The sequence below is a fragment of the Enterobacter sp. 342 genome (assembly GCF_036663495.1).
In the GTDB taxonomy this organism is placed as follows: domain Bacteria; phylum Pseudomonadota; class Gammaproteobacteria; order Enterobacterales; family Enterobacteriaceae; genus Enterobacter.
Window position 1 is genome coordinate 179517 of the sequence record NZ_JAWUEI010000005.1, and the last position, 13888, is coordinate 193404.

A 13888-nucleotide genomic window follows, 5' to 3' on the forward strand; every position below is an offset into this window, starting at 1 on the left:
TGGGTCGGGATTAATGCAGTATGATGCCCTCCCCCACAAGGAGAGGGAGAAAGCCATCAGGCAGTCAGCTTCACCGCTTCGCTGGAGAAGTCATCCGCTGGCTCGAACTTGAGATCCAAAGTAGCCAGCAGTGCACTTGCCTTGTCCTGGAACTCTTTCAGGGTATATTCCAGGCGGTCAATCACTTCCTGATCTTTAATGGAGGTAGCCTGCCATTTGCCGTCTTTATTAAACAGGCCAAACTGGTAGCTATATGTAAAACGTTTTTCCTCTGCTTCCATTTCCATCCACCAGCCCCAGAATTCACGTTTTTCGGGTGCAGGCTTCACGTTGACGCATACAGCCAGACAGTCGAAAAAAAAGCGATTCTCTTCACACTGCTCTTCTCGAATATACGGGCCAAGAGCCATAAATTTCTTAATCAGTCTACTTTTCGGGTGTCCACTCGGTAACGTCATTGCGATCTCCTTTTGTGAAGCCACTGTTTTACCAAACCAGAAAAATTTAGCAATCTATTAACACAATCTCTGAGCGATCCAGCGCGTGATCTCTTTCAAGGCTTTGTCAAAATTCTGATAAACCGGGCTGAACGGCACCTCAAGTAATTTACCATCCGCAGATGACGAAGTGATTAAGCGGGATTCTTCTTCCGGGCTAAACGGATCGTTTTTCCAGAAACCCGATAGCATCGGTGTTGGACACCGACGCCCCAGCAGACCTTGCGTTTTTAACGAGTAACGATTGAGTTCAACACGTAGCGCTTCGTCTGATGCATCATGCATGCCAAGACGGCTGGCCAGCACATCCAGATACATTTCGGGTACGCTGCCCTGACGTGCGGGATCGCTTAGTAGCGCATGAACCACCGGGCCAAGGCACGCAACGGCTTTAAGGCGGGATGATTCAATGTAAGCCAGACGCACCGCGACGTTCGCCCCGAAACGGAAACCGAATGCAGCAACACGGGTGTGATCCACCCACGGAATATTCTCCAGCGCTTTAAGCGCATGCTGGTGCAGCAAACTGGAATCCTGAGTCAGTTTCCACTTGGATGAGAAGCCAATTGAGGGCATATCAAGCGTCAACATCGCGATCCCTTTTGGTGCGAAGTAACGCTCATACAGGCTGTAATAGTCGATCTGCAGTGAATCCAGCCCACCGCACATGAGTACGGTCGGGAACGGACCTTCCCCTTCCGGCATATGCAGGAATCCGGTAACGGACGCCCCGCCAGGAATGGTGAATTCCAGTTCGCGCATCCGCCCCGGCAAGCGTTGAGCAGCCTCTTCATAGGCACGATTCGCCAGCGCCTGGGCCTGTTCAGCCAGCTCGTCTCCTTTTAAGTGCGGATACGCGGCAATGCCATAAAGGTTTGCAGCATGCAGCCAGTGCTTCCCGCTGGTCGTGGCGTCCTCTTCCTGGCTGGCTTTTTGCTGCCAGAGCATCGCCTGTTTAGACCACTCGTAGATCCAGTTACCGCCGCGGTAACCCACTACCGTATCGTAGAGTTCGCTGTCGGTGCGCTCGGCGTCACTCATCACGATCCGCGCCTGCACGTCGAGAATTTCACGGGGGTCAATACCCCGCCAGATCCACATCAGGCGGTTAATCATGCGATACCAGTGGGGCACGTTTTTACCGTCTAATGCAGACTGGATGGCAGGCATGGTCCCCGGATTAAAGCGGCGCACCAGGGTCGACGTTTCGGGGTGTTTGAAACGGGGTTTGAAGAGAGTCTCGGTGAGATTCGCCTGCGTCATTTACGTTGCCTCCATGAATCGTCATATAGAGACTATTGTAACGCGCGCCAGACTAAAAAAAACAACGCCCGGTATCACCGGGCGTTAAAATAATGTCGGTTCGGAATTAACGACCGGAGATAGGTGGTACAAAGACCACGCCCATATCCCATGGCTGTTCAATCCAGGTGTCCTGCGGAATATCGATCACATAATCGTCAACCAGAGGGCGACCTGCAGGCTTGGCGAAAATAGTGACGAAGTGGGCTTTTGGATACATTTCGCGAATGGCCACCGCAGTACCACCGGTATCCACCAGGTCATCAATAACGATGAAACCTTCACCGTCGCCTTCCGCGCGTTTCAGCACTTTCAGCTCACGCTGGTTGTCATGGTCATAGCTGGAGATGCAGACGGTATCGACATGACGAATACCCAGCTCACGAGCCAGCAGCGCCCCCGGTACCAGACCGCCGCGGCTAACGGCAATAATGCCTTTCCACTGTTCGGAAGGCATCAGACGCGCAGCCAGTTTGCGGGCGTGAATCTGCAACATGTCCCAGGTGACGACGTATTTTTCGCTCATGTGAAGTGTCCCAGCCTGTTTTTATACGGCTTAAAAAGTGTTCGAGGGGGAAATAGGTTGCGCGAGATTATAGAGATCTGACGCACTAAAAACCAGTGTTTAGCGCCCTGAGCCCGAGTTTTTACATGCTTTATGCTACCAGCCAGCGGAGAAAGTGGTATTCTCGGTTTCATCTCGCAAGTCTGACTTGTGGTAACTATTAACCTGCTAACCCTGTGACCTGCAACCCTGTTTGCAGTGCATCGACAAGGAGACTTATCGTGTCTGAACTGTCTCAATTATCTCCGCAGCCACTGTGGGATATTTTTGCCAAAATCTGTTCCATTCCACACCCTTCCTACCATGAAGAACAGCTTGCCGAACACATTATGGGTTGGGCGAAGGAAAAAGGCCTGCATGCTGAACGTGACCAGGTTGGTAACATTCTGATCCGCAAACCAGCAACCGCTGGCATGGAAAACCGCAAACCGGTTGTACTGCAGGCGCACCTGGACATGGTGCCGCAGAAGAACAACGACACCGTTCACGACTTCACCAAAGATCCTATTCAGCCCTATATCGACGGCGACTGGGTGAAAGCACGCGGCACCACTCTTGGTGCGGATAACGGCATCGGTATGGCCTCTGCACTGGCCGTGCTGGCAGACGACAGCGTTGAACATGGTCCGTTGGAAGTGCTGCTGACCATGACCGAAGAAGCGGGTATGGACGGTGCATTCGGTCTGCAGGCAAACTGGCTGCAGGCAGATATTCTGATCAACACCGACTCAGAAGAAGAAGGTGAGATCTACATGGGTTGCGCGGGCGGGATTGATTTCATCTCTACCCTGCCGCTGTCACGCGAAGCGATTCCTGCCGGTTTCCAGACGTTCAAGCTGACGCTGAAAGGGCTGAAAGGCGGTCACTCTGGCGGTGATATTCACTTAGGCCTGGGCAACGCCAATAAATTGCTGGCGCGCTTCCTGGCCGGCCATGCGGCTGAGCTGGATCTGCGTCTGGTAGATTTCAACGGCGGTACCCTGCGTAACGCGATCCCGCGTGAAGCATTCACCACTGTGGCAGTCCCGGCAGCAAAAGCTGACGAGCTGAAAAAACTCTCCAGCGTGTATCTGGATATCCTGAAAAACGAACTGTCAGCCAAAGAGAAGAACCTGACCGTGGTGCTGGAACCCGTATCCACGGATAAAGCTGCACTGACGACCCAGTCTCGTGACACCTTCGTTCAGTTGCTGAATGCGACGCCAAACGGTGTGATCCGCAACTCTGACGTGGCCAAAGGCGTGGTTGAAACCTCTCTGAACGTGGGCGTGGTGACCATGAGTGACGACAGTGCAGAGATCATCTGCCTGATCCGTTCGCTTATCGACACAGGCAAAGAGTACGTGGTGAGCATGCTGGAATCTCTGGGCACGCTGGCCGGTGCGAAAACATCGGCTAAAGGCAGCTACCCGGGCTGGCAGCCGGATGCAAGTTCTCCAGTGATGGCACTGGTCCGTGAAACCTATCAGCGTCTGTTCAACAGCACGCCGAACATTCAGGTGATCCACGCGGGTCTGGAATGTGGTCTGTTCAAGAAACCGTATCCGAATATGGACATGGTCTCTATCGGGCCAACCATTACCGGGCCACACTCTCCGGATGAGCAGGTTCATATCGAAAGCGTGGGTCATTACTGGACGCTGCTGACTGAGCTGCTGAAAGCAATTCCTGTTAAGTAATTAGTCGTTTGATGCCCGGTGGCGCTTCGCTTCCGGGCCTACGATTAAAACAATCTACAACCCTAATACTAGCTGTCGCTCTAACTGCGGATCCAGCAGCGTGACGTGCAATCCCACCAGCCTCACCCCTCGCCCTCCTCTTCGTTCTTCCCATGCCTTTTTCGCCGTCGCAACGAGATCCTCTTTATTCAGACGCGGCCAGACATGTTCCTGCGTGGTCTGCTGGAAGTCGTTGAATTTTAATTTGATACCCTGACGGGCAATGAGCAGATCCGGTTTCACCTTGAGCAAGCGTCGCTCCAGCTCAGGATAGAGCTGTTCCGTAATGATGGTTTCGCATTCAGACCAGTCATGAATATCTTCAATCAGCGTTCGCTCAACACCAACGGATTTCCGTAGCCGTTCGTTGTTCACATCGCGATCGTCAATCCCCTGGCTGCGCTCCCACAGCACGCGCCCAAACTTTCCAAACCGCTTAAGTAGCATAGCCAGATCGCTTCGCTGCACATCTTCACATGTCCGTAATCCCATACTTTCCAGCTTTGCAGCGGACACCTTTCCCACACCAGGTATTTTGCCAAGCGGCAACGTTTTTAAGAACGCAGGCACATCTTCAGGCGTGATGACATACTGGCCATTGGGCTTATTTAAATCAGAGGCTATCTTGGCAAGAAATTTCACCGGAGCGACTCCTGCCGACGCGGTAAGATTTAACTCTTTAAAGATGGTCTGACGGATTTCCTGTGCCATCAGGGTTGCTGAGCCGTGGCAGTGTACGCTGTCGGTCACATCAAGATAGGCTTCGTCCAGCGACAGCGGTTCGATCAGAGAGGTGTAGCGGGAGAAGATTTCCCGAATATGAATTGAGGCCTCTTTGTAAGCCTCGAAGCGACCAGGTAAAAGAATAAGATGAGGACAAAGCTTCAGGGCCATTGCGGTAGGCATGGCGCTACGCACGCCAAATTTGCGCGCAGGGTAGTTGGCGGTGCTGATGACACCACGCTGAACGCGGCTGCCGCCAATGGCTATGGGAATATCCCGCAGCGCCGGATTGTCACGCATCTCCACTGCGGCAAAAAAGCAGTCCATATCAACATGGATTATTTTGCGCATAGTAAGTCCTCACTCATCACTGGATAAGTATACAGTAAATAAATGAGGATTGAGAAGCAGATGTAAAAATGCCGGGTGGCGACTTTGCCTTACCCGGCCTGTAAAAATTTAGATAATACGGTGCTGTTCGCGGGCCATTCTTTTTTTCCGGGCATCGCATGGCTCCGGGCAATCACAGACTTTTTCCATGCCAATGGAAGAAATACCGCCGCAACTCCCCTGAATGCTTTTACGCTTAATGATCCAGCCTAACGACATGCCGAGGATAACAAGCACGAAAACCACAAAGGTTGCCAGGAACGTCAGCATCATCAGCCTCCAAAATCGTCCAGTAGGATGTTCTCATCCTCCACGCCCAGATCTTTAAGCATCTTAATGACTGCGGCGTTCATTACTGGCGGGCCACACATATAAAACTCGCAGTCTTCCGGCGCAGGATGCTGTTTGAGGTAGTTTTCATACAGCACGTTGTGGATGAAGCCCGTATAGCCAGTCCAGTTATCTTCCGGCTGCGGATCGGAGAGCGCCACATGGAAGGTAAAGTTTGGGTTTTCACGTGCCAGCTGTTCGAACTCATCGTCGTAGAACATCTCACGCAGCGAACGCGCCCCGTACCAGAAGCTGATTTTACGCTGACTGCTAAGCCGCTTGAGCTGGTCGAAAATGTGCGAACGCATCGGCGCCATACCTGCGCCACCACCGATAAACACCATTTCGGCTTCCGTCTCTTTCGCAAAGAACTCACCAAAGGGACCGGAGATAGTTACCTTGTCGCCCGGCTTTAAAGACCAGATATACGATGACATGATCCCTGGCGGCGCATGCGGTACCGCCGGAGGCGGTGTGGCGATACGCACGTTAAGCATGATGATGCCCTTTTCTTCAGGGTAGTTAGCCATGGAGTAAGCACGAAGCGCTGGCTCTTTCACTTCCGACACAAAGCGGAAAAGATTGAACTTGTCCCAGTCGGCCCGGTATTCATGCGGGACATCGAAGTCAGCATATGCCACGGTGTGTTCCGGGCACTCAATCTGAATATAGCCCCCCGCCCGGAACGGAACGCTCTCGCCTTCAGGCACCCGCAACTTCAGCTCTTTGATAAACGTGGCTTTGTTATCATTAGAGATAACCTCACATTCCCATTTTTTAACGCCAAAGATCTCTTCCGGCAGCTCTATTTTCATGTTCTGACGTACAGCGACCTGGCAGGCCAGACGGCAGCCCTCTTTTGCCTCACGCTTTGTGATATGTGCCAGTTCGGTTGGCAGGATATCTCCTCCGCCCTCTTTCACCGTAACGCGGCACTGCCCGCAGGAGCCACCACCGCCACAGGCCGAAGAGACAAAGATCCCGTTGCCGGAGAGCGTATTCAACAGTTTATCTCCGGCGGGTGTGCGGATCTGGTTCTGCGGCTCGTCGTTAATATCAATCACCACGTCGCCGGAATTCACCAGCTTCGCACGTGCCACCAGAATAAGCCCTGATAACACCAGTACAATCAGCGTGAACATCGCCACGCCAAGCATAATTTCCATCAGTTAGCCCTTATAGCTGCACACCGGAGAAGGACATAAACCCCAATGCCATCAGTCCGGTGGTGATAAAGGTGATCCCTAAGCCACGCAGGCCTGCAGGCACGTTGGCATATTTCATTTTTTCGCGGATCCCCGCCATGGTGACAATCGCCAGCATCCAGCCAATGCCAGAACCGAAACCGTACACCACAGATTCACTGAAGTTGTAATCACGCTGAACCATAAACGAGACGCCGCCGAAGATGGCGCAGTTCACCGCGATCAACGGCAGGAAGATCCCCAGCGCGTTGTAGAGTGACGGGAAATACTTATCGAGGATCATCTCAAGGATTTGCACCAGCGCCGCAATCACACCTATAAAGGTGATGAAGTTCAGGAAGCTGAGATCGATCCCCTCTACCAGCGCACTATCCCGCAGCACAAAGTTGTATACCAGGTTGTTGATCGGCACCGATAAGCCGAGCACCACGGTAACCGCTACGCCCAGGCCAAATGCCGTCGACACCTTTTTGGACACGGCAAGGAACGTACACATGCCGAGGAAGAACGCGAGCGCCATGTTTTCAACAAACACCGCACGCACAAATAAACTCAGGTAATGAGCCATTGTCGGTTACTCCTTTTCCTGCTGTTCTGGCTTCAGCGTACGAATAAGCCAGATCAGCAAACCGATAATGAAAAATGCGCTGGGTGCCAGCAGGAACAGGCCGTTTGGCTGATACCAGCCGCCGTTCTGCACCGTGTCCAGCACCGTGATGCCAAACAGCTTACCGCTGCCAATCAACTCACGCAGGAACCCCACGGTCAGCAAGATCACACCATAACCAAGGCCGTTGCCGATGCCATCCATAAAGCTCGCCAGCGGCGGCATTTTCATGGCGTAGGCTTCTGCACGTCCCATCACGATACAGTTGGTGATAATCAGACCAACAAATACCGAAAGCTGTTTTGAGGTTTCATAGGCGAAGGCGCGCAGTAACTGATCGACCACGATCACCAGCGAGGCGATGATCGCCATCTGCACAATGATCCTCACACTGTTGGGAATGTGGTGACGGATCATGGAGATAAACATGCTGGAAAACGCGGTGACCAGCGTTACTGCCAACGTCATCACTACCGCCGTTTCCAGCTTGGTCGTCACCGCCAGAGCTGAACAGACACCCAGTACCTGCAGCGTGATCGGGTTATTGGCGAGCAACGGGCCAATGAGCACCTTTTTGACTTCTTTCAGTTCACCGGTATCAGCCATTGTTCAGCGCTCCTTCACGTACGTTTTTCAGGAAAGGACCAAAGCCCAGTTCGCCCATCCAGAAATCAAAACTGTGCTGCACACCTTTTGAGGTGAGCGTGGCACCGGAAAGCCCGTCGACGGCGTAGTCGTCACCGGGACGAGCAGCCCCTTTCATTACCTTCAGCGCAGGCAGACCGTTATCGTCGAGCACTTTCTTGCCGACAAACTGTGCCCGCCAGTTAGGGTTCTCTACTTCACCGCCGAGCCCCGGCGTTTCGCCCTGGTCATAGTACGTAATGCCTTTCACAGTGCGACCATCCGTATCAAGCGCCACAAAGGCGTACATCATCGACCACAGACCGTTGCCGTAGATAGGCACTACCACTTCCTGCACCCGTTTTTGTTCATCGCGCACGAGATAGACTTCAGCAAGATTACTGCGACGCTTGATACCAGCCGGATCCTGTGAGGCGTCCAGCGTCAGGCTCATCTGCGGGTCTTTTAATGCCAGCGACTGGTTGTATTTCGCCGGATCTTTATCCAGCAGTTGCCCGGTTTTTAAATCCACCAGACGCGCGGTAATGCGCTCAGCAAAGACTGCAGAGACATCGTCTGCACTCATTCCTTCCTGCATCAACCCGGCGACAGCCAGGATATTGCGCTGTTTATCCAGTGCGCGCTGCTCCTGCTGTCGCGGCTTTAACCCCACGGCAGAACCGGCCACCACAATGGAACAGACCAGACACAACACCAGCACCACCAGCAGCGTTTTACCGATGCTGTCGTTATTTTTGATTTCAGCCACGCGCCTTCCTCCGCTTAATGTTGGCGCGCACGACCAGATAATCGAAAAGTGGCGCAAACAGGTTGGCAAACAGAATGGCCAACATCATCCCTTCCGGATACGCCGGGTTGACCACACGAATCAGGACACACATCGCACCAATGAGCACGCCATAGCTCCATTTACCTTTATCAGTAAACGAGGCAGAGACGGGATCGGTCGCCATAAACATCATGCCGAATGCGAAGCCCCCCAACACCAGATGCCAGTACCAGGGCATGGAGAACATCGGATTGGTAGTCGAACCGATCATGTTGAACATCGTGGCGGTCAGCACCATGCCGATCATCACACCGGCAACAATCCGCCAGGAGGCCACGCGACCGAAAAGTATGATCGCACCACCCAGCAAAATCATCAGCGTAGAGACTTCCCCAATGGAGCCCGGTATGTTGCCAATAAAGGCATCAAACCAGGTAACAGGCTGGCCTGTCGCGTTGTTAACCAGCGTTTCGCCCCCATGTGCCGCCCACTGAGACAGTGGTGTCGCACCGGAGAAACCATCCGCCGCCGTCCATACCAGATCGCCGGAGATTTGCGCGGGATAGGCAAAGAACAGGAACGCACGTCCCGCTAGCGCTGGGTTGAGGAAGTTACGCCCGGTCCCCCCGAAGATCTCTTTCGCAATGACCACACCAAAGCTGATCCCCAACGCGGCCTGCCAGAGCGGTAACGTTGGCGGGACAATCAGGGCAAAAAGAATGGAAGTAACAAAGAAGCCTTCGTTGATCTCATGTTTACGAATGATGGCAAACAGCACTTCCCAGAAGCCACCCACGATAAATACCGTGATGTAGATCGGCAGGAAGAACACCGCCCCCAGCGTCATCATGCTGACCCAGCCCGAGTCTGGCGCAAAGCTCACGCCCAGCGACTGCGCCAGACGGTAGTGCCAGTCAGACTGGATCACCTGCGCCAGTTGCTGAGCATCGTACAGATGATGCAGGGCAGGAATGGTCTGCAGCCCTACGTTGTACATGCCCCAGAACATGGCAGGGAAGACCGCAAACCACACAAGGATCATCATTCGCTTCAGGTCGATAGCGTCACGAACGTGCGCCGCCCCCTTCGTCACCAGCCCCGGTGTGTAGAAAATGGTCGTCGTCGCTTCATATAACGGGTAGTACTTTTTGAGCTTCCCTTCAGTAAAGTGCGGCTCAATTTTTTCAAAGAGGTGTTTTAAGCCCATCGGTTATCCTTCCTGCTCAATGCGGGTTAACACCTCGCGCAATACGGGTCCGTATTCGTATTTTCCCGGACAAACATAGGTACAAAGCGCCAGATCTTCTTCGTCCAGCTCCAGGCAACCCAATGCCTGCGCGCTGTCGGTATCTCCGGCGAGCAGATCGCGCAACAGCATGGTCGGCAGAATATCCAGTGGCATGACGCGTTCGTAGTTGCCAATGGGTACCATCGCGCGCTCTCCACCATTCGTGCTGGTCGAGAAATTAAAGAGTTTGTGGCGCAGGAAGTGCCCAAGCGTTGTGCGGGTCACGGAATACTTATCGGCTCCCGGAAGAACCCAGCCGAACAGCTCTTTCTCGCGTCCTTCTTGCACAATGCTGACCTGCAGATGGAAACGCCCCAGATAAGCGTGCGCATTCACGGCATGACGGCCGCTGAGCACCGAGCCAGAGATCAGGCGGTTTTCACCCTCTTTTATTTCCCCCACCAGCAGTTCATTAATATCTGCACCCAGCAGCGTTTTCACCAGACGCGGGTTGGCCGCTTGCGGCCCGCCGATGGCGATCACCCGTTCAGCGCAGAGTTCACCCGTGGTAAACAGCTTACCGATGGCAATGACGTCCTGATAATTCAGGTGCCAGACCTGTTTCGTCAGGCTCACGGGCTCAAGAAAGTGAATATGCGTCCCGACCAGACCCGCGGGATGTGGGCCCGCAAACTCATTAAATGTCACCTGCCCCTGTGGGTGCCCACCGAGCTTACCGCCACCAGACTGGCAGACATGGACCTTCCCTGACGTCAGACGGGTTAAAATGGTCAGCCCGGCATCAAAGGCTTTTCGCTGAGCCAGAATCACCGGTTGCGGGTCTGCGCTGAGCGGGTTGGTGTCGATTGCCGTAACAAAAATAGCGGCCGGTTCCGTACCCGGAACAGGTGATTTACTGAAGGGACGCGTGCGAAGCGCGGTCCATAAACCGGACGCCAGGAGCTGAGCCTGAACAGCGTCACGGCTTAGCGATGCGAGGTCTGCGGCATCGTAATGAGCAAATTCGCACTGCTCATCGCCTTCAATGCGGATAACCACCGACTGCAGAATACGGCGTTCGCCGCGATTGATCGCCACCACGGTGCCACTTGCGGGTGCCGTGAACATGACGCCAGGATTTTTTTTGTCCTCAAAGAGCACCTGGCCTTTGATAACACGATCGCCTTCCTGTACCAGCATAGAAGGACGCATTCCCAGATAGTCGTCGCCCAAAATGGCGACATGACGAACACTTGCGCCTGTCGAAACGTGCTGCACTGGCACGCCTGCAATCGGCAGTTCAAGTCCTTTTTTGATTTTAAACATGTGGTTAGCAGGTTTCCATGAACAACAATCCAGAAGGGGTGGAGTGTACCATTTTCGCCTTTTGTCGGGGACGAAATCCGCGTTTGCTTACGCCAAAGTGCGAGGTATTACGCAAAGTTCCTGGCGCAAACGTGATTGTGATGGTTTATAAAGTAAAACTAATTTGTAAACTCACCGCCCGGCTCTTGCGAAAATCTCTGGCGGTGCTAATGTGAGCGCTCCTAACAGAATAATCTGATTTCGGGTCTCTTTTGCCGTCCTGGCAAGTTGGTCATAGTTTTATCAAGGAACTAGTAGTATGCGTAAAATCGCATTGTTCATTGCGATGCTTCTGATGCCGTGCATGTCGTTTGCCGGGCTGCTCAGCAGTAACAGCTCAACGACGCCGATCAGCAAAGAATATAAACAGCAGTTAATGGGATCGCCGGTTTATATTCAGATCTTCAAGGAAGAGCGCACTCTCGATCTGTTTGTAAAAATGGGCGAGACTTATCAGCTGCTTGATAGCTACAAAATTTGTAACTACTCCGGCGGGCTGGGGCCAAAACAGCGTCAGGGCGATTTCAAAAGTCCGGAAGGGTTTTACAGCGTTCAGCGTAACCAGCTCAAACCTGACAGCCGCTTCTATAAAGCCATTAACATCGGCTTCCCGAATGCCTATGACCGTGCTCACGGTTATGAAGGTAAATACCTGATGATCCACGGTGCCTGCGTGTCTATCGGCTGTTATGCGATGACCGATTCCGGCATTGATGAGATTTTCCAGTTCGTGACGGGTGCGCTGGTCTTTGGGCAACCTAACGTTCAGGTCAGCATCTATCCGTTCCGCATGACCGATGCCAACATGGCACGCCACAAGTACTCTTACTACGCGGACTTCTGGAAACAGCTGAAACCCGGTTACGACTACTTTGAGCAAACCCACAAGCCGCCGGTAGTCTCTATCGTAGATGGCCGTTACGTGGTCAGCAAACCGCTGAGCCACGAAGTCGTCCATCCACAGCTGGCGTCAAATTACACGGTCCCCGAGACAAAATAGCACCCACTCGCCTGGCATAATTTTTTGCCAGGTTTCGTTGCCCGTCAGCGGCTGCGTTGCAATAACAGTGACCACATCATTCGGTGTGGTCTCCTTCTGAAAGTCTATCTCCACATCCTGATCGAGCAGCGTCGCAACGCCAAAGGGTGCACGACGGGTGATCCAGAACAGATTTGTAGAGCAGAACGCCATCACATAACGCCCGTCAGAGAGCAGCATGTTAAACACGCCTTTTTCGCGTAGCTCCGACGCCAGCGTCGCGATGTATTTAAACACAGCGGTCATGTTACCGGGCGTGCGGGGATAGCGCTCCGTCAGCTTGTGCAGTAGCCAGCAGAAGGCTTTCTCACTGTCGGTTTCGCCGACCGGGCGGAAATTACCCGTCTCCAGTGACTTATAGCCCGTAAGTTGACCGTTGTGCGCATAGGTCCAGTTACGGCCCCACAGTTCCCGGGTAAACGGATGGGTATTTTCCAGCGCCACTTCGCCGCGGTTTGCCTGGCGGATGTGGGCAATCACCGAACAGGATTTAATGGGATAGTCCTGCACCAGTTTAGCTATCGGTGAGTTAAAGCTGGGTTGTGGATCTTTGAACGTGCGACACCCTTTGCCTTCGTAAAAAGTGATGCCCCAGCCGTCTTTATGCGGCCCGGTTCCTCCACCACGCTGAACCAGCCCGGTGAAACTAAAGCAGATATCGGTTGGCACATTGGCGCTCATCCCGAGCAATTCGCACATACATCACCTCCACAACAGCGGGGGCATTTCAGCCCCCAGCGAAGTCTTACTTAACCATCTCTTTTTCGATCAGCTGGATCAGGATATGGATCACTTTGATGTGAATTTCCTGAATGCGGTCAGCATAACCGAAGTGCGGAACACGGATTTCAACATCCGCCGTACCGTCCATCTTACCGCCATCTTTACCGGTCAGGGTGATGACTTTCATCCCTTTTTCGCGCGCGGCAGCGATCGCTTTGATCACGTTACCGGAGTTACCAGAGGTAGAGATACCCAGCAGCACGTCGCCTTCACGACCGACCGCTTCAACGTAGCGGGAGAAAATGTGGTCGTAACCAAAGTCGTTACCTACGCAGGAGATGTGGCTCACATCAGAGATCGCAATCGCCGGGTAGCCCGGACGGTTTTCGCGATAACGCCCGGTCAGCTCTTCTGCGAAGTGCATGGCGTCACAGTGGGAGCCACCGTTACCGCATGAGAGCACTTTGCCCCCGGCTTTGAAACTGTCGGCCAGCAGGACCGCCGCGCGCTGAATAGCGTGAATATTGGCATCATCTTTCAGAAAGTTAGCCAGCGTTTCCGCCGCTTCGTTCAGTTCGTTACGAATAAGATCCTGGTACATGAGGATAATCCTTCAGTATTGATGAAATAACACAGTGGAGTGTACCGGATAGCGGGAAAAGCGAGAAGCTAAAGCCATACGAATCGCCCGGCGTTTTGCGTTTTCGTGCCCGTTAAGACACGAACAATGTGAACCAGGTTGTAATTATTTTGTAAACACATTGCTAAAGGAAATAACATCA

General features: G+C 53.2%; 15 protein-coding genes. 2 read left to right on the top strand and 13 right to left on the bottom strand.

Features of this window, described 5'->3' with window-relative positions; all coding sequences use genetic code 11:
• Positions 1-56: 56 nt before the first annotated feature.
• From crl to gpt, 3 genes are all read right to left on the bottom strand, one after another.
• Positions 57-458, bottom strand: a complete 402-nt coding sequence (crl, locus tag V6E55_RS06410) for a sigma factor-binding protein Crl (protein WP_114977848.1) — start codon at positions 456-458, stop codon at positions 57-59.
• 57 nt (positions 459-515) lie between these two features.
• Positions 516-1760: an esterase FrsA gene (gene frsA / locus V6E55_RS06415; RefSeq protein ID WP_114977847.1), complete on the bottom strand. Its 1245-nt coding sequence runs from the start codon at positions 1758-1760 to the stop codon at positions 516-518.
• Between the two features lie 106 nt (positions 1761-1866).
• A complete protein-coding gene (gene gpt / locus V6E55_RS06420) occupies positions 1867-2325 on the bottom strand; it encodes a xanthine phosphoribosyltransferase (protein WP_003863205.1) in 459 nt (152 codons plus the stop codon).
• Between the two features lie 260 nt (positions 2326-2585).
• Here gpt and pepD point away from each other — a divergent pair, with 260 nt between their 5' ends.
• Positions 2586-4043, top strand: coding sequence for a cytosol nonspecific dipeptidase (pepD, locus tag V6E55_RS06425; RefSeq protein WP_114977846.1), 1458 nt, complete (start codon positions 2586-2588; stop codon positions 4041-4043).
• 54 nt (positions 4044-4097) lie between these two features.
• Here pepD and dinB read toward each other — a convergent pair whose 3' ends face one another.
• The 8 genes from dinB to V6E55_RS06465 form a co-directional block, all read right to left on the bottom strand.
• The gene (gene dinB, locus V6E55_RS06430; protein WP_316942404.1) at positions 4098-5156 is read right to left on the bottom strand and encodes a DNA polymerase IV; all 1059 of its coding nucleotides are present in this window, start codon (positions 5154-5156) and stop codon (positions 4098-4100) included.
• Positions 5157-5264: 108 nt separating this feature from the next.
• Positions 5265-5465, bottom strand: a complete 201-nt coding sequence (gene nqrM / locus V6E55_RS06435) for a (Na+)-NQR maturation NqrM (protein WP_114978089.1) — start codon at positions 5463-5465, stop codon at positions 5265-5267.
• Between the two features lie 2 nt (positions 5466-5467).
• A complete protein-coding gene (gene nqrF / locus V6E55_RS06440; RefSeq protein ID WP_114977844.1) occupies positions 5468-6691 on the bottom strand; it encodes an NADH:ubiquinone reductase (Na(+)-transporting) subunit F in 1224 nt (407 codons plus the stop codon).
• 10 nt (positions 6692-6701) lie between these two features.
• A complete protein-coding gene (gene nqrE, locus V6E55_RS06445) occupies positions 6702-7298 on the bottom strand; it encodes an NADH:ubiquinone reductase (Na(+)-transporting) subunit E (protein ID WP_114977843.1) in 597 nt (198 codons plus the stop codon).
• A gap of 6 nt (positions 7299-7304) precedes the next feature.
• On the bottom strand, positions 7305-7943 hold the full coding sequence (locus tag V6E55_RS06450; protein ID WP_114977842.1) for an NADH:ubiquinone reductase (Na(+)-transporting) subunit D: 639 nt from the start codon (positions 7941-7943) through the stop codon (positions 7305-7307).
• Positions 7936-8730, bottom strand: coding sequence for a Na(+)-translocating NADH-quinone reductase subunit C (locus V6E55_RS06455; RefSeq protein ID WP_129996627.1), 795 nt, complete (start codon positions 8728-8730; stop codon positions 7936-7938). The genes V6E55_RS06450 and V6E55_RS06455 overlap by 8 nt, the downstream gene beginning before the upstream one ends.
• Positions 8723-9958, bottom strand: coding sequence for an NADH:ubiquinone reductase (Na(+)-transporting) subunit B (locus V6E55_RS06460; RefSeq protein WP_316942405.1), 1236 nt, complete (start codon positions 9956-9958; stop codon positions 8723-8725). Before V6E55_RS06460 ends, V6E55_RS06455 begins: the two co-directional genes overlap by 8 nt.
• A gap of 3 nt (positions 9959-9961) precedes the next feature.
• Positions 9962-11305: a Na(+)-translocating NADH-quinone reductase subunit A gene (locus tag V6E55_RS06465; RefSeq protein ID WP_129996629.1), complete on the bottom strand. Its 1344-nt coding sequence runs from the start codon at positions 11303-11305 to the stop codon at positions 9962-9964.
• A 298-nt stretch (positions 11306-11603) separates the two neighbouring features.
• On the opposite strand from V6E55_RS06465, the gene dpaA reads away from it, so the two are divergent.
• The gene (gene dpaA / locus V6E55_RS06470; RefSeq protein ID WP_114977838.1) at positions 11604-12344 is read left to right on the top strand and encodes a peptidoglycan meso-diaminopimelic acid protein amidase; all 741 of its coding nucleotides are present in this window, start codon (positions 11604-11606) and stop codon (positions 12342-12344) included.
• Here dpaA and V6E55_RS06475 read toward each other — a convergent pair.
• On the bottom strand, positions 12315-13082 hold the full coding sequence (locus tag V6E55_RS06475; RefSeq protein WP_114977837.1) for a class II glutamine amidotransferase: 768 nt from the start codon (positions 13080-13082) through the stop codon (positions 12315-12317). The two genes, dpaA and V6E55_RS06475, sit on opposite strands and share 30 nt — an antisense overlap.
• Before the next feature lie 46 nt (positions 13083-13128).
• A complete protein-coding gene (gene lpcA / locus V6E55_RS06480; protein WP_010427884.1) occupies positions 13129-13707 on the bottom strand; it encodes a D-sedoheptulose 7-phosphate isomerase in 579 nt (192 codons plus the stop codon).
• Positions 13708-13888: the final 181 nt, after the last annotated feature.